Annotated in this window: 22 protein-coding genes; 15 read left to right on the forward strand and 7 right to left on the reverse strand. The window is 57.7% G+C overall.

Going from position 1 to position 22876, the window contains the following annotated elements; genetic code table 11:
• Nucleotides 1-2: 2 nt before the first annotated feature.
• The 11 genes from def (C7964_RS02695) to C7964_RS02745 all read left to right on the forward strand — a co-directional run bounded on the left by def (C7964_RS02695) (nt 3) and on the right by C7964_RS02745 (nt 9993).
• A complete protein-coding gene (gene def, locus C7964_RS02695; protein WP_110278129.1) occupies nt 3-464 on the forward strand; it encodes a peptide deformylase in 462 nt (153 codons plus the stop codon).
• The gene (def, locus tag C7964_RS02700; protein ID WP_110278130.1) at nt 461-961 is read left to right on the forward strand and encodes a peptide deformylase; all 501 of its coding nucleotides are present in this window, start codon (nt 461-463) and stop codon (nt 959-961) included. The genes def (C7964_RS02695) and def (C7964_RS02700) overlap by 4 nt, the downstream gene beginning before the upstream one ends.
• A gap of 53 nt (nt 962-1014) precedes the next feature.
• A complete protein-coding gene (gene fmt / locus C7964_RS02705; protein WP_110278131.1) occupies nt 1015-1914 on the forward strand; it encodes a methionyl-tRNA formyltransferase in 900 nt (299 codons plus the stop codon).
• 152 nt (nt 1915-2066) lie between these two features.
• Entirely contained in the window at nt 2067-2861 is a 795-nt protein-coding gene (locus tag C7964_RS02710; protein WP_286163721.1) for a L,D-transpeptidase, read from the forward strand.
• A 130-nt stretch (nt 2862-2991) separates the two neighbouring features.
• Nucleotides 2992-4068, forward strand: coding sequence for a coiled-coil domain-containing protein (locus C7964_RS02715; protein WP_110278132.1), 1077 nt, complete (start codon nt 2992-2994; stop codon nt 4066-4068).
• A 26-nt stretch (nt 4069-4094) separates the two neighbouring features.
• A complete protein-coding gene (locus tag C7964_RS02720) occupies nt 4095-5216 on the forward strand; it encodes a hypothetical protein (protein ID WP_110278540.1) in 1122 nt (373 codons plus the stop codon).
• A gap of 63 nt (nt 5217-5279) precedes the next feature.
• The gene (locus tag C7964_RS02725) at nt 5280-7223 is read left to right on the forward strand and encodes an AAA family ATPase (RefSeq protein WP_110278133.1); all 1944 of its coding nucleotides are present in this window, start codon (nt 5280-5282) and stop codon (nt 7221-7223) included.
• Between the two features lie 90 nt (nt 7224-7313).
• Nucleotides 7314-7658 (forward strand): hypothetical protein, encoded by a 345-nt coding sequence (locus C7964_RS02730; protein WP_110278134.1) that lies wholly within the window; start codon nt 7314-7316, stop codon nt 7656-7658.
• A gap of 1 nt (nt 7659) precedes the next feature.
• Nucleotides 7660-9012 carry a DUF6638 family protein gene (locus tag C7964_RS02735; protein WP_110278135.1) on the forward strand — a complete coding sequence of 451 codons (1353 nt, stop codon included), beginning with the start codon at nt 7660-7662 and terminating at the stop codon, nt 9010-9012.
• On the forward strand, nt 9012-9284 hold the full coding sequence (locus tag C7964_RS02740; RefSeq protein WP_110278136.1) for a hypothetical protein: 273 nt from the start codon (nt 9012-9014) through the stop codon (nt 9282-9284). The genes C7964_RS02735 and C7964_RS02740 overlap by 1 nt, the downstream gene beginning before the upstream one ends.
• A gap of 10 nt (nt 9285-9294) precedes the next feature.
• Nucleotides 9295-9993, forward strand: a complete 699-nt coding sequence (locus tag C7964_RS02745; protein WP_110278137.1) for a DUF1523 family protein — start codon at nt 9295-9297, stop codon at nt 9991-9993.
• 78 nt (nt 9994-10071) lie between these two features.
• Here the strand turns inward: C7964_RS02745 and C7964_RS02750 are convergent, their stop codons facing one another.
• From C7964_RS02750 to C7964_RS02760, 3 genes are all read right to left on the reverse strand, one after another.
• Nucleotides 10072-12390: an aldehyde dehydrogenase family protein gene (locus C7964_RS02750; protein ID WP_110278138.1), complete on the reverse strand. Its 2319-nt coding sequence runs from the start codon at nt 12388-12390 to the stop codon at nt 10072-10074.
• Nucleotides 12391-12393: 3 nt separating this feature from the next.
• Nucleotides 12394-13317 (reverse strand): deoxyribose-phosphate aldolase, encoded by a 924-nt coding sequence (gene deoC / locus C7964_RS02755; RefSeq protein ID WP_286163773.1) that lies wholly within the window; start codon nt 13315-13317, stop codon nt 12394-12396.
• A 177-nt stretch (nt 13318-13494) separates the two neighbouring features.
• On the reverse strand, nt 13495-14328 hold the full coding sequence (locus C7964_RS02760) for a helix-turn-helix transcriptional regulator (protein ID WP_110278140.1): 834 nt from the start codon (nt 14326-14328) through the stop codon (nt 13495-13497).
• A 212-nt stretch (nt 14329-14540) separates the two neighbouring features.
• Here C7964_RS02760 and rpe point away from each other — a divergent pair, with 212 nt between their 5' ends.
• The 4 genes from rpe to C7964_RS02780 all read left to right on the forward strand — a co-directional run bounded on the left by rpe (nt 14541) and on the right by C7964_RS02780 (nt 18345).
• The gene (rpe, locus tag C7964_RS02765; protein ID WP_110278141.1) at nt 14541-15224 is read left to right on the forward strand and encodes a ribulose-phosphate 3-epimerase; all 684 of its coding nucleotides are present in this window, start codon (nt 14541-14543) and stop codon (nt 15222-15224) included.
• A gap of 90 nt (nt 15225-15314) precedes the next feature.
• The gene (locus C7964_RS02770) at nt 15315-16751 is read left to right on the forward strand and encodes a DUF4153 domain-containing protein (RefSeq protein ID WP_110278142.1); all 1437 of its coding nucleotides are present in this window, start codon (nt 15315-15317) and stop codon (nt 16749-16751) included.
• Entirely contained in the window at nt 16748-17428 is a 681-nt protein-coding gene (locus tag C7964_RS02775) for a response regulator transcription factor (protein ID WP_110278143.1), read from the forward strand. The genes C7964_RS02770 and C7964_RS02775 overlap by 4 nt, the downstream gene beginning before the upstream one ends.
• On the forward strand, nt 17413-18345 hold the full coding sequence (locus tag C7964_RS02780; RefSeq protein ID WP_110278144.1) for a sensor histidine kinase: 933 nt from the start codon (nt 17413-17415) through the stop codon (nt 18343-18345). The genes C7964_RS02775 and C7964_RS02780 overlap by 16 nt, the downstream gene beginning before the upstream one ends.
• A gap of 18 nt (nt 18346-18363) precedes the next feature.
• Here C7964_RS02780 and bhcD read toward each other — a convergent pair whose 3' ends face one another.
• From bhcD to bhcA, 4 genes are all read right to left on the reverse strand, one after another.
• Nucleotides 18364-19329 (reverse strand): iminosuccinate reductase BhcD, encoded by a 966-nt coding sequence (gene bhcD / locus C7964_RS02785; RefSeq protein ID WP_110278145.1) that lies wholly within the window; start codon nt 19327-19329, stop codon nt 18364-18366.
• Nucleotides 19330-19415: 86 nt separating this feature from the next.
• Nucleotides 19416-20579 (reverse strand): 3-hydroxy-D-aspartate aldolase BhcC, encoded by a 1164-nt coding sequence (bhcC, locus tag C7964_RS02790; protein WP_110278146.1) that lies wholly within the window; start codon nt 20577-20579, stop codon nt 19416-19418.
• 13 nt (nt 20580-20592) lie between these two features.
• Nucleotides 20593-21564 carry a beta-hydroxyaspartate dehydratase BhcB gene (gene bhcB, locus C7964_RS02795; RefSeq protein WP_110278147.1) on the reverse strand — a complete coding sequence of 324 codons (972 nt, stop codon included), beginning with the start codon at nt 21562-21564 and terminating at the stop codon, nt 20593-20595.
• Complete coding sequence (bhcA, locus tag C7964_RS02800) at nt 21564-22754, reverse strand: L-aspartate--glyoxylate aminotransferase BhcA (protein ID WP_110278148.1); 1191 nt, start codon at nt 22752-22754, stop codon at nt 21564-21566. Before bhcA ends, bhcB begins: the two co-directional genes overlap by 1 nt.
• Between the last annotated feature and the right edge of the window lie 122 nt (nt 22755-22876).

Raw genomic sequence — 22876 nt, forward strand, 5'->3', positions numbered from 1 at the left:
GCGTGGCGGTGCTTGAGCTGCGATTTGAGGGTGATCCGGTTTTGTTGGAAACGGCGGTACCTGTGCAGCAGTTCGATGATCAACTGGCCACGCTGGTGCGCGATATGTTCGAGACGATGTATGCCGCTCCCGGTCGCGGATTGGCCGCGCCGCAGGTGGGTGTCAGCACACGGGTCTTTGTCGTCGATACAGATTGGAAAGATGCAGACCCGTCGCCAATGATCTTCATTAATCCGGAAATCGCAAATCAGTCCGAAGATAAGGCCGTCGGGACCGAGGCTTGCCTTTCGATCCCCGGTAAAAGTTTTGATGTCAGTCGTCCGCTTTGGGTGGAATTACGTTGGCAGGATCTGGATGGCGTGGCGCATCACGGACGGTTTGAAGGTGTGCAGGCGATTTGCATTTGTCATGAGCTTGACCATCTGAACGGCCTATTGGTTACAGAAACGGGCGTGCTGCAATGACACATCGTCCTTTTGTCATTTGGCCGCATCCGGCACTGCGTAACCCCGCGACACCTGTGGCGGACATCACCGACGAGGTGCGCGCGATCTGGGATGAAATGATCATTGCCATGGACAATATGCCGGGTGTGGGCTTGGCGGCGCCCCAGTTGGGCATTGATATGGCTTTGGCTGTCGTAGATGCCTCTGAAGGACGGGGTCAGGCGATCCGCATGGCCAATCCTTCGGTCTTGCACAGTAGTATCGAACCGCGCGTGCATGAAGAAGGGTCACCCAACCTGCCTGGTGTTTGGGCCAAAGTGACGCGACCGCGCGCCGTGACGGTGCGGTTTATGAATAAAGACGGCGCATGGGAAGAACAGGACTTTGTCGGTCTTTGGGCGACGTCTGTACAGCATCAGATTGACCACTTGGCGGGTAAGATGTTCTTTGACCACCTGACCCGGGTGAAACGGGATATGCTGATAAAGAAAGCAGCGAAATTGCAGCGGCGCTGATGTCGGGATGCGCGCCGCGCGGAAGTTTGACTGGACATGGAAAGACGGTGGTCATGCGTATAATTTTTATGGGTACACCCGATTTCTCGGTGCCGGTTCTGGATGCACTTGTTGATGCGGGTCACGAGATTGCGGCTGTCTACTGCCAGCCTCCGCGTCCGGCGGGGCGGGGCAAAAAGGACCGCCCCTCACCTGTTCAGTTGCGCGCCGAGGCTTTGGGGCTGGAGGTGCGCCACCCTGTGTCATTGAAGGGTGCAGCCGAGCAGGCCGATTTTGCTGCACTGGATGCAGATATTGCTGTGGTCGTGGCCTATGGTTTGATCTTGCCGCAGGTGATTTTGGACGCGCCCAAGGCAGGGTGCCTGAACATCCACGCCTCGCTTTTGCCGCGTTGGCGGGGGGCTGCGCCTATTCATCGTGCGATTATGGCAGGTGATGCCAAGACGGGCGTTTGCATTATGCAAATGGAAGCAGGTCTTGATACTGGCCCCGTCTTGCTGCGTGACGAAACTGCGATCGGTGTCGAGGAAACCACCGGTGCGCTGCATGACAGGCTGTCGCAAATGGGTGCGGCGCTGATTGTTCAGGCGCTCGCGCAGCTGGATCAGTTGACCCCGCAGGCCCAGCCGGAAGCAGGCGTGACCTATGCTGCGAAGATCGACAAGACAGAGGCACGGGTAGACTGGACACAACCCGCAGCGCAAATTGACCGGCTGATCCGCGGATTATCCCCCTTTCCGGGCGCATGGTACGAAGTGGAAGGTGAACGTATCAAACTGCTCGGTGCGCGGCTTGCTGACGGTGAGGGTGTACCCGGACAGGTGCTTGGCGGATTTCGGATTGCCTGCGGGAGCGGGGCGATCGAAGTGACCGAGGCCCAGAGAGCAGGCAAGAAAGCAATGGCTGCAGATGAGATATTGAAGGGTTTGGCGCTAGGGGATTTTGTCAGCTAGTGCGTTATTTCCTCAAGAACGGGGTAAGAACCGGACCGCGACCGTGTCAAATATCACGTTTTTACAAAGATGTGCGATTTATCGCCTGAGGTCGGTTTTGTCATCATGCCGGAGAGTGCTATCAGGGGATTCGGAAATTTCTGGGTAAAGTAATGACATCAGTGACGAAAATCACCCGCCGCTCATTCACGGCGATGGCAATGGCAAGCACGGCGGCAGCCTGTGCACCGCGCGTTCCGGAAATGGAGATCGAGCCCGTGGCGCCGGTGTCATTTGTCGAGGGCTACGGCCCAATCGAGGATTCGGGTTATATCCTTCCCGGTATTCCGTCTGAATACCTACAAGGGGTGAATCGCCGGATGACCGGCTGGTACAACGGTGAGGCCGAACCCAACACGCTGGATGTCGATCCTTACGCCAAGTTCCTTTATCATGTCCGCGATGATGGCACAGCAACGCGCTATCCGGTCGGTGTGGGCCGCGCGGGGCGATCAATTCGCGGCTCGGCGACGATGCAATTCATGCGCAAGTGGCCGAGTTGGACGCCCACCCAGAACATGTTGCGGACAGAACCGGAAGTTTACGGTGATTTCGCTGCGGGTATTCCAGGCGGGCTGCGCAGCCCGCTGGGTGCGCGCGCGCTGTACCTTTTTCGCGGGTCGCGTGATACGCATTACCGTATTCATGGCACGAACGATCTGGAATCGATCGGGAATTCTGGCTCCGCCGGATGTATCCGGATGTTCAATCAGGATGTGATCCATCTTTATGACCAGATCGAGGCCCCGATGAAGGTTCTTATCCGCTCGCCCGAAGAGTCGCAGCGTGTTGACCCGGAGAATTTCGGCCGTGGCATTGAGCTGCCACCAAAGATCATTTCGGCCGAAGAACTGTTGGGCGAAGAGGCTGTTGCCAACGATCGCCCGCCAGTTTTTGACGACGCATAAGCCCTTTTCTTTATTGTCATTGACGTCCAAACTCGCGTTCGAGCCGGTGCGCTTGCGCGCGGCGTGATATTGAACGCAGGGGCCACAATACTTACGTCTCTGTTATAAAAGAATAAATGAGGGACGTTTTATGGCCAATTTCGAGACTCAGATTAAGGAATCTCAGGCACAGGTTGCCGAGGCACAAAGCAAAATTTCCGAACTGACCAGCCGGATCGAAATTGCGCGCAACAAGATGGCGGAAGGCACCGACATTTCGGTTGATATCGAAAATGCCAGTCTTGAAGACGTCCATGCCCATACCGAGCTGATGAATGCCAACATTGCCGAACTGATCATGGGGCTTGATGACGTCACCACAGCCTTTTCCAAGGACTTTGACGAAATGCGCTCCAAGACCGGCATGGAGAGCTTTGTCGGCATTTTCAGCAAGGCGAAAGCCGATAGTATGCGTCAGGAGCGAATGCGCACGGCCTCGATTGATGACAAACTGCAGGATCTGATCAGCAAGTCCGATGTGATCATGAAGCTGCTGGAAGGGCAGTTGGCGGTGCTTAATGAGCAAAAGGTCAGTGTTGAGAAAAACTTGAGCGGGACGCTGGAAGAGCGCGAAGCTACGGTTGGTGAACTGGAAGCATTGCGCGCGGATATCCTCGCGATGGACCCCCAGATCATCACGTTGGAAAACAAAATTTCTGTGGAACAGGATGCTGCGGCGCGCACGAAACTCGAAACCGAGTTGGCGGCGTTGAACGGCAAATACAATGAAATGGTGCAGAACGAACAGGTGCAGTTGGCCAAAAGCCAGACGCTTGAGCGCTATATCGAAAAGGGCAAAACCTGGATCGACAGTTTGCAGAACCAGGCGGCCACACAGATGGTGCTGATCAACAAGCTCCAGACAGACACCAAACAGCGTGTTGTGCTTTATGATGCGTTGTCGAAATCGTTGAAAACCGCGCAGCAGCAGGATGTGGCACACAAGATCAACGAAATCGGCGTGAAGACGGATCAGGAAGCGCAGTCAGCCATGGCGGCCATCGGGTCTGCCACCAACGCGCGGATGGCCGATATGCTGGAAGCCCACGAAGACCACATGGTCTTTGCCCGCGAGGTGCTGGAGGCGAAAGCGAAAGCGGACGAGCGTTTCGTGCGCCGGTTCCAGGAGATCGTGAAGAAGCACGACAGCAATCAGTATGGGGCGTAGGGTGGGTGAAACCCACGCGTCCTGATATGACCGCCCCTGACCTCCAAGCCGATCACATGAAACTGGAAGATACCCGCGTCACGCGCCGGTATTTCGACAAGTTCGCCAAGATCACCAGCCACCTGACCAAGGTCGCCGCGACCATGGAAACCGAAGGGCGCTTTGATCGCAAAGAGATCGAGGTGATGGCGCGCTATCTGATCGGCCTGAATTGGACCTTCACGGCGCTGGCGCACAAGTACCATTTTGCGGGTCGCTTTGCGCATTCCGGCAAGCTGACCTTTGACCGGCATGAAAGCGGGTTTCCTGTGTATCAGGAGCTGCTGGAGATGGCGAATGATGCGTTGCAAGCGGAACGTCACCTGACATCGCAGCCGGGCGTGGGTGATCTGAAAGACCAGATGGTGCGAGTGATCCTGAGCGAGCAGGAGATCCCCACGAAGCTGCAATATGCGTTGTCGCAGCGCCTCTACTACGAAGAACTGTCGCGCGGCGATCAGTTCTGGGCGCGCAATGATCCGCAATGCTTGTGGCGGGGAAACGAAGCGGACAGGCGGCGGTTTCTGGTGCATTGGGCGGTCTATGACAGTCAGGTGAACCTGCCCACGATCTACCTGATGGAATTGGAGGATACGGGACGGACCGGTCTGCCGAAGGATGAACAGCGCTGGCCCGAAGCGCAGGCGCATCTGATGGCGCAGTCCTTGGCGCATCTCAAGCTGCTGACGATTGCCAAAGGGTTTGACGAGGATTTTGACGACCTGCACCCCACCCGTTTGCGCCGGTTTCACATCGGGCCGATGTACAGCAATGCGTTTACGCGCCAGTCTGGGCCCTTGCGGGACGTCTTGCGTGACGCCAACGCGCCCGCCGGTGAGGATTGGGCCTTGGTCTGGACCGAAGAAGAACTGCTGTCGGACCGCGTCGAGAATGTGAAATCGGGGTGGTTCGGCTCTGTTGAGAGGCAGATTTTTGCCCTTGATCCCTTTGAAGGTGGTGGTGCCGAAACTGGAGCAAGCCGGATGGAGCGGTCTTTGATCATGCCCGAACGTCCCTATCAGGCTTTGGCAGAGCGCAATCCTGCAGGGTTTCGCGACGTACGCAAATTCGTCGTCAGCGATACGGGACGTGTGTTGAGTTACAGATAGGGTGGGGCAAGACCCACCTTACGATGCGGCGCGGGAAGTGCCGAAAACGACAAAGAGGAAACGATGAGCCAATCAAGTGATCAAATGGAGCTGCGTGAAGACGATATCCGCAAGCACTATATCCCCGCTGCGGAAATGCTGATGCATCTCGATCATGCACCGCGATTGGCCAAGGCGCGCCTGTCGCTTGAGGCACCGGAAAAGTCACCGGATGTGGCGGCGACCCGCCGTCGGTTTCGCTCAACGACGCCGGGATTGCTGTCGCGCACATCTGCACCTTCGGGCGGGGTGCGTCTGTTGGACCGGATCGCCGAGAGTGATGACGATGACCCATTAACCTCACCTGCACAGGCGGCGGTGGCGCATGCACTGCGCCGTGCGCTGTCGATTGCTCTGACTGTAGCAGATGCCTTTTCGGATCAGACGGCACTGACCGAATTGAAGCGCATCAATCTTGAGGGCCGTTTGCCGCAGCAAAGGTCTTCTGAATTTACCGAGTACCTGACAGCGGAATCTCTGGTTGCGCTTTACACATTTGCCAATGCCTCATCGTTTCTCTTGGCCACACAAGCGAGTGAGCAAAGTGTCGATGTGGGGTCCGTGGAAGAAATTCTGACGGATAACGCGCCATTGGCGTTGCATGGAGCGATTTGGGAGCTGGATCAGAAGCTGGGCCAGTTCGCCAAGGATGAGGCGACGCTGATTGCCACTGTGCTTGCCTATGCCGAGCAGTTGATGGAAAGGGTTGCGCTGCGTGCTTCAACCGCGGGGCGTTTGGCGTCGTTCAATGCCGCCTCTTGGCGCGTGGAAGCGGATGATTTTGTGGTGCAGGGATTTACCCCTGCGCGCAAGGCCAAGGGCTCTACCCTGACCATGACCTTCAAGAAGCCGAATGAGGTCGTGGGCAATCACATCGCCAAATATCAGGCGATGAAGCTGTCCAAGATGCTGATGGCCTATGATTTTGACCGCAGACTGAACCCCTTTGCGGAACTGGGTGGGTTCATCTTTACCTTTATGGGCGACGGAAAGCCCGGTACCGGCAAGACCACGCTGATCCAGATGATGGCGGGGTTGATGCATGAGTATTGCCAGAATGCGGGTTACCCGTTTCGCTATCAGAACCTGAGCACGGACAATATCGACAGTTATCAGGGCAAATCGGGCCAGAATGCCAAGGCGTTTATCAATAATGTGCTTGATCCCGGGGTGATCGGTTTCGGAACAATTGACGACATCGACCAACTGGCAGGCAAGCGGGGCGACCGGCAATCCTCGGCGGGGCAGTTGGAAATTACGGCCGTTCTGATGGAGAGCTTTGCCGGCGCCAATACGGTTGTGCGTGGCAATTGCACCTTCGGGATGTTTTCGAACTATCCCGAGAACGTGGATGACGCCCTGCGTCAGCGTGCCGGTGCGCGGTTTCTGGTCGATGGGCCACAGACGCGCGAGGATTACATTGATATCCTTTACCTGCTGATGGGCAAGAACCACAACATACCTGTCGGGGCGCATGAGGTTTTCAGCGCGCAAGAGATCAAGAAAGCCGTTGCGGCCAGTTTTGAAAGCCATTCCCGCCCGCATGAGGAAGGACTGCAACGGGTGTTCGAGCGGGTGCATGCGCAGGTTGGCGATCTGGATACGATTGCGAAACTGGGGACCTATCTTAAAGGGATCCAGGAGGCGGATGAGCGGTTCACGGGTCGCGCGATCAAGAACATCACGGACGCGGTGAAAGTCCGCGCCATGGATTTCGAATTGCCCGACGAATGGATGGAAGAGCCTGACCTGTTCCTGTTCAAGGATTATGATACCAAAAAGGGCATGATTTCAGAGCTACGCCAGCCGATCACGGTGGACATGGTGATTCAAGAGATCAACCGCTACGCCGACAGCGAATTCCGCTATGCGGATAAATCAGACGAGGTTGCGATTGACGCGATGGTACGTGATTTCGGGCGGCAGGAGATTGCCAAGAAGCGGTATCTGGAGGGGAAGGGATCATGACGCATGACGCAGCTCCGGACTTGATCCGGGGCTTCAGCCTGAAAGACAGCAAGAAGTCCCGGATCACGTCCGGGATTGCGGTCAGGACATATGGCTGAGCTCCTGTCAGAAGGGCTTTTCCTGCCGGTGCTTGTTCTGGCGGGTGCGGCATTTGTGGTGCCGCGTTTGCTCGCACGCGTGTTGCCCGAAGGCGTTGTGCCGTTGATGATGAATGCCTTGCTTTCGACGCTGGTTCTGTTTGCGTTGTCTGCGGCGTTCTTTGCGCTGCTCTATCTTTGGCAAGGGGTACCATTGGCACAGTTTGCAGATGCGGGCCTCTTGGCGAGCATCGGGTTTTTTGGTCGCATTGGCCTGATGGCCGCACTCATCTGGGCGCCGATCATGATTTTGTCGGTGGCAGGCCTGCCCCGCAAATGGGTCAAGGAGACGTGGTAGCATGGAGCTATTGATCGAAAAGGGATTGATGTTCGGCAACCTGATCCGCGTGGACTCACCGGTGCTGGTCGAACGCTACAATCGTGCGCTGAAACACCTCACAGGCCGTCAAACAGCGCAAAACGTGTTCCATATTGATATTTCCGGTTACTCGCCAGAGATCGGCGATGAATTTGGTGACGACCTTTACCTCAACCACAAAGGTGTCAATCGCCAGTTCATTCTGCTGACAACCGAACAGGCGACAGCACCGCTTCTGAATGCGAAATTCTCGACCTCGCGTGGTATCCTGCGGCAGTTCATCGAAGAAAACCGCGCCGAGCTTTTTGCGCTGACGGCACGTGATGCGGTGGCTGGGGAGCTGGTGAATTCGGTTTATATGGCCGACACACCTGCCAAGCTTTTTGACATTCGCAAAATCACAATCGAGGCCGACACCACCAGCGGCACCGTCGCAGCCGCGGCCAAGCTGGGCGCGATGATTGACCGTTTCAAGACCGCACCTGATGGCTGGTATGATGACGTGCTGATTGCCGACATGATCGGCATGGCAAAGAAAACCGGCGATGTGGTGCGCAACCCTGTGTCGTTGCGCAGGATGTCGTTCGGACAGGAGAATTTCTGGACAGCGCATTTTGGCGGGATTTATATCTTTCGCGGCGTGGAGCATCCTGCGGCAATCGTGGCCGGCGCAAAAGACGCGGTGGGCGATCTGCCGATCCCCTACACCTTTGATCTTTGGGATCGATCCGCCATTGCCAGGTTTCTGTCGCTTAATGATCTGGTCGAGCCGATCATCAAGGCACGCGGCATCGATGCGGCTGCCATCCTGCATCAGAAAATGGATTTCATCGTGGCTTCTGTGGCGGCCCAAATGAAAGAAGACCTGACGGGGGCCACGCGCCATGACCTGCGCCGTTTAGGACGACACTATGCCGCGCAACTGCCGCAGGAATGGCAGGGGCTTGCTGCACTCTTGCGCTGGGCCGAAGAGGACGGGCCGTGGCCCACGATTACATCGGACCATCCAGCCTATTTCTACACACTGCGCGCCAAGTCGCATGTTGATGCGGATCTTGTGAACAGGCTCTTGGCCGAGCTGACGCCACTGGATATCCGTCAATTGTTTATTTGCCATAAAGAGGCGTTCTATGCCGCCTATGCCCAATGGCCCGAGGAAAAGCAGGCCTATGTCGTTGATTTTCTTGAGCATGAGTACCAAGTCGATAAGGCAGGCGCGCGCGCAGCACTGTACGGCCATACAGATCCGACGCCTGCGTTGCCGCGCGTTTCGCGGTCAGATTTGGTGGCGCGGGTCGGTCCATGGGGCGCGATTAGACGAGGGAGAGGGTAATGGGATTTATTAAACTGGTCGTTTTCGGTTTCATCGGGCTGACCGTGATTTATTTCTCGGTCTCGCTCTACTCACGCTCGGTTCGTAAAGAGCGGCTTGAGGATGAATTCGATGCCGAAAATCCTGACGGGGATCGTGAAGCCCGCGATGCTTTTGTCACCGAGGGGCTCAAGGCCTATGATGCGTCCATCCGCCCCAAGCTGATCGGGCTGGTCTATGTGGTTCCAACGCTCGCAATCGGGGCGATCGTTTATATGATAAACGCCAACTGAAGGACGTGTTATGCGCAAGATAAAGATCACTTTCCGGGTAATCGTCTTTTTGCTGATTGGTGGCCTGTTGCATTACACGCTGCCGCAACATGATGTTGTGCGTGTCGTGAATACCTATCAGGAACGGCAGGACCTGAACGACTGGACCCGTATTTTCTGGGCAAGGCCCGATGACCAGTCCGCAACACTGATCAATCGTGATGTGCAGTTTATCCAGACTGTCAAAATGCGGACATGGCTGCTGGGGTTCGTTCCGCGCGATACAACCGAGGTGATGGTTTATCGCAACGAGGATACGGGTTGGGGCTGGCCGTTCTATTTCAAATTCGATACCGCAAACCTGCAAACCGAGGCAGATGACCTCAGTTCGACGGCGCAAGACCCGCAATGGGCCGTGATGACCCACTACGGCTGGCGCAACGAGTATTTCTCGGCCTTTCCCAATGCCGTGGCAATCCGGCCCATCGACAACCCGAACGTGACGATCATTCCGTGGTTCAATATCTTCTTCTTTATCGCATTGATGGCGGCGGTTCTGTTCATCCGCGCCATGTGGCGGCAGTTCCGCGAACGCTCGGTTGATCCGTTGCTTGATGCAGCGGAACATCAGTTCGATGAGGTGCAGGCCGAGGTCGCAGAGCGAAAAGGCAGGTTCAGCCGCTGGCTTGGCACGTGGCGCGACAAGAACAAAAACCGCCCTGTAAAGTAGGCGTTGTCGGGGGCTTTGCCCCCGCCGCGTGCCGCGTCTCCCCCAGGATATTTTCGGGCCAATAATGACCGGAGGTCTTTATTCGCCGTAAGGGATCCAGATGTTTTTCACCTCGGTGCTGGCGGCAAGATAGTCACGCGCCGATGGCATCAGAGCATTGCCGTTGTTCACCCATGTGCGTTTGAGATTGCCTGCGCTGGCCTGTTCGATCACAGCGCTCAGGTCGCTGCTTGAGAATGACCAGACCGCGTCGATATCTAGATGCTTGGCCAATGTGGGGGCAAGCTCGGCGTGGCTTCCGGTGAGGATATTGACCACGCCGGCAGGAACATCAGAGGTTTCCAGAACCTGATAAAAGTCTGTTGCGGCCAGCGGGTAAGGTTCGCTTGCCGCAAGGATCACGCGGTTGCCCATCGCGATCGCAGGCGCCATCGCGCTGATCAACCCGCCAAGCGGTGCTGCGTCATCGCAGAGGACCCCGATGTTGCCAACAGGTTCTTTCATCGCCAGAGCGACGCCGCGGATCGGGACCCCATGCACCTGGCCGTCATACTTGTCGGCCCATGCGGCATAGGTAAAGAGCATACGGATTGCGCTTTCCACTTCGTCTGCGCCACCGCGCCCGCCAGTCATCTGGTTGATCCGCGTCGCAAATTCCTCTGCGCGTGCGGACAGGTTTTCGGCGATATAATAGAGGATCTGCGCGCGGAGGTGCCCTGTCGTCCTGGACCAGCCTTTGGCGGCATTGCAGGCCTCAACAGCGTTGCGGATGTCTTTGCGATTGGCCAGCGATGCGTGGCCGAGCAATTTGCCACGGGGGCTGTAAACGGGGGTGGAATAGCCGCCATCGGGCCGCGCCTGTTTGCCACCGATATAGAGCTTGGCCGTGCGATCAAGCGGGTCGGCGGGGTGGCCGTCTTCGGTTGTGAAGGCTTCGATCTTCTTCAGCGCTTTGGCCGTGCCTGTCGGTTTGGTATACCCTGCCAGCCCTTCCCATCCGCCTTCGCGCCCGAAACCGCTTTCCCGGACACCGCCAAACCCTGCGGCGGCATCCATCATATTGGTGCCGTTGACCCATACGATGCCTGCAGCGAGTTTGGGTGCGATATCAAGGGCAAGGTTGATGTTTTCCGACCAGACCGAGGCCGCCAGACCGTAGCGCGTGTTATTGGCGATCTCGACGGCTTCGGAAGGGGTGCGGAAGGTTGTCGCGGCCAGAACAGGGCCAAAGATTTCTTCCTGCATTAGCGTTGAAGCTGGCGACAGGCCGGTGATCAGCGTTGGCGGGTAAAAGCAGCCTTCGGGTGCCTTGACCTGATAGGTCTCACCTTCTGTATTGGCGCTGACCATTTTAGTGATTTGCACCAGTTGTACAGGGTCAACGATGGCGCCCACATCGATGCATTTGTCCAGTGGATCGCCGATGCGCAGCCCGTCCATGCGGGCCTTCAGTTTTGTGTAGAAGCGCTCTGCGATGCCCTCTTGCACCAACAGGCGCGAACCAGCGCAGCAGACTTGTCCCTGATTGAACCAGATTGCATCGACGAGGCCTTCAACGGCGCTGTCAATGTCGGCATCCTCGAATACGATGTAAGGGGATTTGCCGCCCAGTTCGAGGCTGAGTGCCTTGCCTGATCCAGCGGTTGCCTCGCGGATTTTGCGGCCGACTTCGGTTGATCCGGTGAAAGCGATTTTATCGACATCGGCGGCGACCAGCGCCGCCCCGGTTTCGCCGTCACCGGTGACGATGTTCACGACACCCGGCGGCACACCTGCTTGCGTGCAAATGTCGGCGAAAACCATCGCGGTGAGCGGGGTGTATTCGGCGGGTTTCAACACGACCGTGTTGCCCATCGCCAATGCGGGTGCGATTTTCCAAGCCAGCATCAGCAGCGGGAAATTCCACGGGATGATCTGCCCGCACACCCCTAGGGCCTCGCGGTCGGGGAGTTCGGATTTCATCAGCTGGGCAAAGCCCGCATGATGATAGAAATGCCGGATTGCCAAGGGCACGTCGATGTCGCGGCTTTCGCGGATCGGTTTGCCATTGTCGAGCGTTTCCATCACCGCGAGAAGGCGGGCATGTTTTTGCATCAGACGCGCGATGGCATAGAGGACACGGGCGCGTTTGTGGCCGGATTTGGCCCAAGCGGGCTGTGCCTTGCGCGCGGCGGTGACGGCAAGGGCGATTTCTTCGGTAGTGCCCTTGGTGACTCCTGCCAGTCTTTCGCCGGTGGCCGGATTGTTCGTGGCAAAGTCGTCGCGCATGGCGCCCCATTTGCCGTTGATGTAATGGCCCGCGATGCCGCCATGATCGGCCAGCCACGCCAGCGCCTCGGCACTGCTTTCGGGGGCGGGGCCGTAATCCATGGTGTCGAATATTTCTTTAATGGTCATGGCTTATCCAATCGCGTGCCGCCACTGGGCGGAATAGGCGCCTGTGACGTGATGTTCGAGTTGCCGTTCTATGTCGCCCAGAAGGCTAGAGGCGCCAAAGCGGAAAAGATCAGGTTGCAGCCAGCGGTCACCCAGTTCGTCCTTGATCATGCTCAGATAAACCAAGGCATCCTTGGCCTTGCTGATGCCGCCGGCGGGTTTATAGCCGACTTTGATGCCGGTAAGATCCTGATAATCGCGGATCGCACGGATCATGGTGAGGGTCACGGGCAGAGTAGCATTCACCGGCTCTTTGCCGGTTGATGTCTTGATGAAATCGGCGCCCGCCATCATGCAAACGAGAGAAGCGCGCGCCACGTTGCGCAGTGTGCCTAATTCGCCGGTGGCCAGAATGGCTTTGACATGTGCATCACCACAGGCAGCGCGCATTTCCTTCATTTCATCATAAAGCGCCTGCCAGTTGCCGGTCAGCACATGGCGGCGGCTGATCACGATGTCGATTTCCTGCGCGCCCGCGGCAACGCTTTCGCCGATCTCGGCAATGCGCAAATGGAAGGGCGAGAGGCCGGCTGGAAAGCCGGTCGAGACTGCCGCAACTGGAATATTCGTGCCTTGCAGCGCATCGACTGCCGTTGCGACCATATCGTGGTAGACGCAAACCGCACCCGTGGTCAGGCCTTCCATGCCCAAGGCCTCAAGGATGGGTTGCGCAACAGGCTGGCGCGCTTTGGCGCAAAGACGCCGCACGCGGCCTTCGCTGTCATCGCCGGACAGTGTGGTCAGGTCCATCAGGCTGATCGCCTTGCAGAGCCATGCCGCTTGATAATCCTTCTTGACGCTGCGCCGCCCGGGCAGGGTTTGTGCCCGCCGTTCGATGGCCGAAGTATTGGCCTGCACCGCCATGACCCAATCCAGATCAAGCGGCATGCCGTCGTTGCGGGGTTCATGGACTTGCGGCAGTTGCGATGTCGCAAGCGTGGGGGAATAGGTGGTTTGCAAGGTGGCCTCCTGCGGTGCCTCGTGAAGGTGGCACTTTGGCACTGTCTTGGCAAGTTTTGACCGCTTGGTCAAATATTATATTGTCTGACCTGACGTCGCGGCGGCTCAGGCCGGTTGTACGACCTGTTTTTGGTATTTTTGCCGATACTGCAAAGGGGTCAGCCCGTGGGCTGCGCGAAACAGTTTATGGAAATGCGACATGTTGGGGATGCCACAATCCGCAGCGATTTCGCTGATCGCTTCGCTGTCCGTGGTCAGGGCGCGGGCGGCATGTTCCATCCGGATGTGATTGATGTAGTCGGACGGTGTCTGCCCCAGATATTTGCGCATCATCCGGCTGACATGCGGGTGCGCTTTGCCCGTAATCGCGACCAATCCTGCTGATCCGTCGCGAAAGACCTCTGGCGATTTGGCGGCGTTGCAAGCGGTTGCCAGCCAGTCGGGGATCTGCGTGTCAAGGGTGTTCGCTGTCAGATCGGCACAGAGCGGCAGCAAGAACGCTTCGGCGGCGAGCGTGTCGCAGGGGCTGTTTTCCAATTGAACGGCAGCATGGTTTAATGTCGCCAGTTGCCGGATATCACGGTGCGTTTGCACAGGGCCGTGGGGCGCCCAGAACAAATGCCCATCCACGCCGGGATGCCGCGCAACCAGCGCTTTGATCGTATCGGGATGGATGCTGAGGGACACCACAAGCGCATGTTCGCCCCGCCCCTGCAGGGCATGGGGCTGTCCCGGCTGTAGAAAGACAACGTCACCTTCGCCGAGCGTCTCGGCCCCACTGGCGAGATGATGGCGGACCTTGCCGTTTTGCACCCAGAAAAGTTCGTAAAAGTCGTGATCATGCAGTGTTCTGGGGCGTGTCGGCGCCAATGTCGCCCGCGTCAGGCGGATTTGCGTGCCGGTGGCCAGGATGTCAGCATGTAAAAGTGTTTGGGTCATGAAATCAAATTAGCACAGTCATTGCTGCGGTGCAGCATGAAAAGACGCGTGATTTTGGCCGAAATAATCAAGGGATTCTGGGACTTTCATGCAATCTCTGTTTCGTGGTCCGCCATGGGCTGCATGAGTTAGACCGAATCGTACGTGATTGGCGTGACAAACCGTCAGCGCCACGCTATGGCGTCCCCAACCCAATCAAACGAGGTGCCCCCATGAGCTTTGACCGCACAATCAAGATCGCCCCGTCCATTCTCTCGGCTGATTTCGCCAATTTTTGCGCGGAGTGTGAGGCAATTGAAGCGCAGGGTGCCGATTGGGTGCATGTCGATGTCATGGACGGGCATTTTGTCCCCAACATCACCTTTGGTCCGGCCACCTGTGCCGCGATCCGTCCGCATATCAAGGGCGTGATGGACGTGCATTTGATGATTGCGCCTGTTGATCCCTATATCGAAGGATTTGCCAATGCCGGTGCCGATGTGATCACCGCACATGTCGAGGCTGGGCCGCATATTCACCGGACCTTGCAAGCCATTCGTGGTGCGGGTGCAAAGGCGGGTGTGGCGCTGAACCCCGGCACGCCTGCGTCTTCGGTTGAAATGCTGCTGGACATGGTCGATCTGGTCTGTGTGATGACCGTGAACCCCGGTTTCGGCGGGCAGAAGTTCATTCACAGTCAGGTTGAAAAGGTGCGCGAATTGCGCGCCATGATCGGTGACCGTCCGATCCATATCGAGATTGACGGGGGCGTTGATCCGACAACAGCACCTTTGGTCGCTGCTGCGGGTGCTGATGTTCTGGTCGCGGGCTCTGCGGTGTTCCGCGGCGGGTCGGTCATCAATCCGGCACCTTATGGCGAAAACATCCGCGCGATTCGTGCTGCTGCTGCGGTCTAGGACGCTCTGCACAAAACCTGCACAATTGCACAGTCAGCTTTGCACGGCGCACCCGTAGGTCCTTTCTGACAAGAGCAGAAAGGAAAGACTATGGTTGTGCGCGGTGTGCCGTATCGGATTGCGAAAGATGCGTGGTGGCTGGATGACGAGGACCCGCCACGCGGGCTCCGCGCAGGGCCGGTTCTGATTGCAGCATTGCTGTTGGGCGATGTGCTGGTCTGGGATCTCCGGCCCGGGTTTGGCCTGGCCCTTTGGATGCTCTTAATAGGGGGCGCGGTTGCTTTGACAGTGGCGCGTAGGCTGACAAAGCGGCGTGCGTTCGCGGCGTTGGGAGTCCTGATTGTTGCGGTCGCCCCTTTGGTGGAAGTGGTCCAGTTCGGGACAGTGATGGTCGGTTTGCTGGGGCTGAGTACCTTCGCGGTGATGATCGTCGCGGAAGACTTGCATGGCGCCTCCCTTTGGCGCGCCGTTGCACGGCTGCCCGGCGTTGGGGCGGTTCAGTCCATCCGGGACGCCTTTGCCATGCGCCTACCGTCCACCGCGCGGGGTGGTTTTCGCGGTGCGCTTTTCGACTGGGCCTTGCCTGTCTTGGCCGGGGCCTTGTTTCTTTTTCTTTTTGTTGCGGCGAACCCACTTTTGGACCAATGGCTGTTGACCTTTGCAAGCACTGAATTTGATGTCCTGCCGGAGTTCGCGCGTGTTGTTTTCTGGCTGTTGATTGCATTTGCCATCTGGCCCTTGCTGCGGTTGACCCAAATCATGCCGCACTTGACCCGTGCTCACCCGAGCCAGATGCGCGCCCTGCGGTCCGCGTTTCTGAGTGAACGCTCGGTCAGTCGCGCGTTGGTCGTCTTCAATGTGATCTTCCTGATCCAGACGTCGCTGGATATGGGTTATCTTTGGGGTGGTGTCGCTTTGCCAGAGGGCATGACCTACGCGCAATATGCCCATCGCGGGGCATATCCTTTGATGTTGACGGCATTGCTTGCGGGTGTTTTCGCGCTCTTGGCGCAACCCTATCTGGGCAGCGGGGCGCTGGTGCGGCGGTTGTTGTATCTCTGGATCGCGCAGAATGTCGTGCTGGTGATTTCCTCGATCCTGCGACTGGATCTTTATGTTGATGTTTATGGCCTGACGCGCCTGCGGTTTGCCGCCTTTGTCTGGATGGTTGTTGTGGCGCTGGGGCTTGTCTTGATCATCATGCAGACCGTCGGGCGACGCACCGTTGGATGGTTCCTGAAAAGGGCCTTTGGTTTGGGCCTGCTTGCGATTTACTTGTGCAATCTGGTGAACATTGATGGCCTGATCGCACGCCATAACCTCGCAGATGACCGCGGCCCTGATTACTATCTTTGCGGATTGAGTGAAGGGGCTGTTCCGTCAATCCTCAAGCATGATCTGGAAACTGGCACAGAGCTTTGCTTTAGCTATCGCCCCTTTCTGTCCCAGCGCGAGGATTGGCGTGAATGGGGCTACCGCAACGCACGCTTGCACCGTAGTTTGGCGACCATGGAGATTGAACAATGATCTTGGTTGCCGATGATGACGCCCAAATCCGTGCTGTTGTGCGGATCGGATTGACGCAGGCGGGCTTTGGTGTGGCCGAAGCGCCAGATGGACGTGCTGCGCTGGAAAAAGCCGAAAGCCTGCGCCCTGATCTGATTGTTCTTGATATCGGGATGCCTGAAATGGACGGGCTCGAGGTGTGCCGCACGTTGCGCAAGACATCTCAGGTGCCGATCCTCTTTCTGACCGCCCATGTGGACGAGATCGACCGCGTTGTCGGCCTTGAACTGGGGGCCGATGACTATGTCGCAAAGCCGTTTTCACCGCGTGAGCTGGTGGCGCGGGTGCGTGCGATCCTCAAGCGCACACAGGGTGAGGTTGTCGCGCAAACTGTCCTGCGGCGCGGTATCCTGAGCGTCGATCCCGCGCGGCATTTGTGCCATGTGGGCGATGACACGGTTCTGCTGACTGCGCGGGAAATGGACCTGCTGGAACGTCTGATTGCACGCCCTGATCACGTGATGTCGCGGCCGCAGTTGGTGGACGCGATCTACGGCACCAACGTGAATGTCAGCGACCGGACAATGGATAGCCATTTGCGGAATCTGCGCAGCAAATTGGGGCAGGCCGGTTGCCCTGATGCGATCGAGACCGTGCATGGCGTGGGGATCAGGATGGGTGCATGCCGCGGCGCGTAATCCGCAAGTGGCGGCCTCCGCTGGCCTTCGTGCTGGGCGGGACGCTGGCGGCGGTATTTTTTCTGCCGCTGATCGGGATCGGCTATTTTCGCGTTGCGGGCGGTGTTCTGGGCTGGGCCGAGACCTCATGGATGATCGGTTTGATGGCCTTTGTTGCAACGGTGATCCTTGGGGTGCTGCTCTGGCGGTTGGTTTTGCAACCCGTGCGCGCCCTGACGGCCTATGCCCGCAATGAGGGCGCCAGTGATGCTCCCACGCACTTCGGCACGCCGGAGTTTTCGCAATTGGGCGAGGCCGTGCTTGAAATGACCGCGGTACTGCGGGGGCGGGAGACCGTGCTGCGCAGTTATGCGGATCATGTGACCCATGAACTCAAGTCGCCGCTCACCGTTATTCAAGGCGCTGCCGAACTGTTGGAAGACCCTGATCTGGAGGCCGCGGATCGTGTGCAACTGCTGCGCGGTATTCGCGAAAATACCGCACGGATAGAGGCGCTTCTGGACGGGCAGCGCGCGCTGGCGCGGGCGCAGGATGTGATTGCGCCCGGGGAATGTCTTTTGAGCGATGTTGTCGGGGATATCGGACCGGCAGTCGTTTTGACTGACGGGTTGGTGCCCCTCCCACGGGATGTCATGGATGTTGTCGCCACACATCTGGTCGGCAATGCTTTGGCGCATGGGGCCAAAACGATCAGCTTTGACTATCAAGCTACGCATATCGTGGTGCAGGACGATGGCGCGGGGATCAGTGCCGGTAATCGCGACCGCATTTTTGATCCGTTCTTCACCACACGGCGGGATGCAGGCGGCACGGGCATGGGCCTGCCGATTGTGCGACAGATGCTTGAGACGCAGGGGGCCAGCATCCGGCTGCTTGATGCGCCGGGTGCCGTGTTTCGGATCAGCTTTGATGGGTAGGGAAGGCCCGGGCGTGCGCTAGAAATCGACGATTGTTGCGACACCTTTTTCAACCGCCAGATCGACGATCGAGGCTGCAACGGCCAAATCCTGCAGGCCTACGCCAGTGCCATCGAAAAGGGTGATTTCGTCTGCACGCGTGCGGCCCGGGTGGGTGCCGTTGATGACTGCACCAAGCTCATGCACATCGCTTTGCGCGATCAGACCGCTCGCAATCGCATGTTGCGCCTCGCCGATGGAGATGGATTGCGCAACCTCGTCGGTAAAGACGGTGGCGCGCGCCAGAAGGCTGGCTTCGACCTCTTGTTTGCCTTTGGTGTCGGTGCCCATGCAGGCGATATGTGTGCCGGGGGCGATGTGATCGGCCATGATGGTGGGCGCGAAAGTCGATGTGATCGAGATCACGACATCGGCCTCGACCAGACCCTCAAGCGGGACGGCCTCGAAGGGTACACCGGCTTCACTGGCAACCTTTTCGATATTGGGCAGCATTTCGGGGTGATAGTTCCAGCCGATGACTTTTTCAAAGTTGCGCTGTTCCAAGGCGGCGCGCAGTTGGAAAGTGGCCTGATGGCCAGCGCCAACCATGCCCATGACCTTGGCGTCCTTACGCGCCAGATGTTTGATCGAGACCGAAGATGCCGCAGCGGTGCGCAGGGCTGTCAGAAGGTTCCCGCCGACCATCGCCTTTACTTTGCCGGTATCAGGATCAAAAAGGAAAACGGTGGACTGGTGATTGATCTCGCCATGCTTCTCGAGATTATGCGGCCAGTACCCGCCTGCCTTGAGCCCGAGCGCCATGCCCGATTTGTCGAAACCGCCTTTGAAGCCGTAGAGCGCATCTTCATAGCCGATCGCTTCGCGGATCACAGGAAAGTTGTAGGCGCTGCCTTTGGACATCGAGGCAAAGACTTTTTCGACAGCCTCGAACGCATCGGCACGGGTCAGCAGGCCTGCGATTTCTTTTTCGGGAACGATAATCATGGTCTTGGTCTTTCATTGACGGCCGCTCATCCAGCCCTTGCGGGGCTGTCTTCGCGATGAGCGACCGATAAGGAGGGAAGAGCGCGTTAGTAGGCTTTGCCGCGTGCGGACACAGGCCACAGCGTCTCAACCTTGCCGTTGCGTACACCCACATACCAATCATGCACGTTGCAGGTCGGGTCACAGTGGCCCGGCACCAGCTTGAGCTTGTCGTTCACCTTCAACACACCGTCAGGATCGGCAACCACGCCGTGTTCGTCCGAGCATTTGACGTATTGTACGTCCGTGCGACCATAGATTGTCGGCAGGCCGCTATCGACTGATTGCGCTTTCAGGCCCGCGTCCACGATGGCTTTGTCGGCCTTTGCGTGGCTCATCACCGAGGTCAGGATAAACAGCGCGTTTTCCCATTCGCCTTGGTCAATCCGGTTGCCGTCCTTGTCAAGGATGCGGCCATAGTCCGCGTCCATGAAAGCGTAGGATCCGCACTGCAATTCGTTGAACACACCAGAGGCGCTTTCGAAGTAGTAAGAACCTGTGCCGCCGCCGCCGACGATGTCGGACTCAATGCCTTCGGCCTTCAGCATTTCCAAGGTTTCACGCACCTGATCAATCGCGATCTGGGTTTTGCCCTGACGCTCCTCGTAGGAATCAAGGTGCTGCATTGCGCCCTGATAGGCCTGAATGCCTGCGTATTTCAGGCCCGGTGCCGCGTCGATCGCCTTGGCCAGATCAACAACAGGCTGGCCGTATTGCACGCCACAGCGGCCTGCGCCCACGTCGATTTCAACGAGGCATTCGATCTGTGTGCCATGCTTCATCGCTGCGGCTGACAGATCTGCCACGTTGTCGATGTCGTCCACGCAGCAGATCGTACGCGCGCCAAGTTTCGGCATCCGTGCAAGACGGTCAATCTTTTCAGGCTGGCGAACCTGGTTGGACACCAGGACATCCTTGATGCCGCCACGGGCGAACACTTCCGCCTCTGAGACCTTCTGACAGCAGACACCAACCGACCCGCCAAGGCGTTCCTGCAGCAGCGCCACATCAACGGATTTGTGCATCTTGCCATGCACGCGGTGGCGCATACCGTGCGATTTTGCAAAATCGCCCATCTTCTTGATGTTCCGCTCCAGCGCGTCCAGATCCAGCACGAGGCAGGGAGTCTGGATGTCCGCCTCATCCATGCCAGGCAGGGCAGGGACGTCGTAGCCGACTTCGAGGTTCTTGAGGTTGCTCATATCGTTCATGGGTCTTCTCCCTTTAACCTTGCATCCAAGGCAGTTTATCGAGGTCGACGTTGCCGCCGGTGATGATGACGCCGACACGCTTGCCGGCGAATGTCTCTTTGTTCTTCAGGATCGTGGCGAGCGGAACAGCGCAGCTTGCCTCCATCACGATCCGCAGGTGTTTCCACGTGATCTTCATCGCGTCGATGATCTCTTCCTCAGACGCCGTGTAGATATCCGTCACATAGTTGGACACGAAGTGCCATGTACGCTCTTTGAGCGGCACAAGCAGGCCGTCCGCGATGGTTTTTGGTGCATCATCGGCGATGATGTGGCCTGCCTTGAAGCTGCGATAGGCGTCGTCGGCCTGTTCAGGCTCGGATGCGATAATCTGTACCTCGGGCGCGAGGGTCGACAGTGTCAGGCAAGTGCCGGAGATCATACCGCCACCACCGATGGGGGCGACCATCATCTCAAGCCCGTCCACCTGCTCCATGAATTCCTTGGAGCACGTGCCCTGTCCTGCAATCACCCGTGGATCGTTGTAAGGGTGGACAAAATCGCCGCCCGTTTCGGCCTGTACCCGCGCAAATGTTTCTTCGCGTGATGTGGTCGAGGGCTCACATTCCGTGATCACCCCGCCATAACGGCGCACCGTGTCTTTTTTGGCCTGCGGTGCTGTGCGCGGCATGACCACGTTGCACGGAATGCCCCGGCGCATCGCCGCATAGCTGAGGCAGGATGCATGGTTGCCCGAAGAGTGGGTGGCCACGCCATGCTTGGCCTGCTCATCTGTCAGTCCAAAGACTGCATTTGCGGCACCACGCACCTTGAACGCCCCCGGTTCCTGGAAGTTCTCGCATTTGAAAAACAGTTGCGCGCCGGTCAATTCATTGAGGTAGTCCGAAGTGCGGATGGGTGTACGGTTGATATGCGGCTTGATGCGTTCATGCGCATCCAGCATGTCCTGATAGGTCGGAATATACATGTCTGTGTGGTCTTTCATTATGCTGCATCCCGCAATTTCAGGCCTGTTGACCCGCGATAGTATTCCTGTGCCGCCGCCACACCAGAGCCGAGTTTGATATCAAGACCAAGGTCGACCATGCACATCTCGGCGGTGGCAATGCCGGACAGCGCCATGACATCAGTCATGCTGCCCAGGTGGCCGATCCGGAAGACTTTGCCAGCCACTTCGCCAAGGCCAACACCGAATGCGACGCCATATTTTTCGGCGGCATGGGTGACGATATCGGTGGCGTTAAACCCTTCAGGTGTTTTGATCGCACTGACCGTGTCGGAATAGAGATCAGGGGAAGCCGCGCAAAGTTCCAGCCCCCAGGCATCCACGGCGGCTCGCACACCGGAAGCGATCCGGTTGTGCCGCGCAAAGACGTTCTCGAGACCTTCTTTGAGCAGCATCTCGGTTGCAAGAAGCAGCCCGTTCATCAGACCGACCGCGGGCGTGTAAGGATAGGCATTGGCCGCATAGCCCTTGGTCATATCAGCGATGTCAAAGAAGGTGCGCGGCAACTGCGCCGTCTTGCTGGCCGCCAACGCTTTCTGGCTGAAGCCAACAATTGCCAGACCCGCAGGCAGCATGAATCCTTTCTGCGAACCCGTCACCGCAACATCAACGCCCCACTCATCAAAGCGGAAATCCATTGACCCGATAGAGCTGACCCCATCCACAAAGAGCATTGCAGGGTGGTCCGCGGCATCCAGCGCTTTGCGGACGGCAGCGATGTCTGATTTCACGCCGGTTGCGGTCTCGTTGTGTGTCGCCAGCACCGCTTTGATCTTATGCGCGGTATCCGCTTTCAGGATTTCTGCGTAACGGTCCGCAGGAATACCTTGGCCCCATGGGGTCTCGACGATCTGCATATCCAGCCCATGACGCTGGCACATGTCAATCCAGCGGTGGCTGAACATCCCGTTGCGCGCCGCCAGAACCGTATCGCCGGGAGACAGGGTATTTGTGAGTGCTGTCTCCCAGCCGCCGGTACCGGTAGACGGAAAGATAAAGACTTCAGCCGTGTCGGACTTCAGGATTTCCTGAACGCCCGCACGCGCTGGGTGCAGGATTTGCCCGAAAAGCGGTGACCGGTGGTCAATCGTCGGCATGTCGCAGGCCTTGCGAATAGCCTCGGGCATATTCGTCGGGCCGGGAATAAATACGGGGTTCTGAAAGCTCATCGTCCAATCCTCCATTGGGTTGAGCGTGTTTTGCCAGAACAGACCGTGTCTGCATATTTTTTTGAAATTATTTTTCAGAAAGTGACTACATGAGAAAAATGTTTGTTGTCAGTGCTTTGTAT

The organism is Loktanella sp. PT4BL (genome assembly GCF_003201935.1).
Taxonomy (GTDB): domain Bacteria; phylum Pseudomonadota; class Alphaproteobacteria; order Rhodobacterales; family Rhodobacteraceae; genus Yoonia.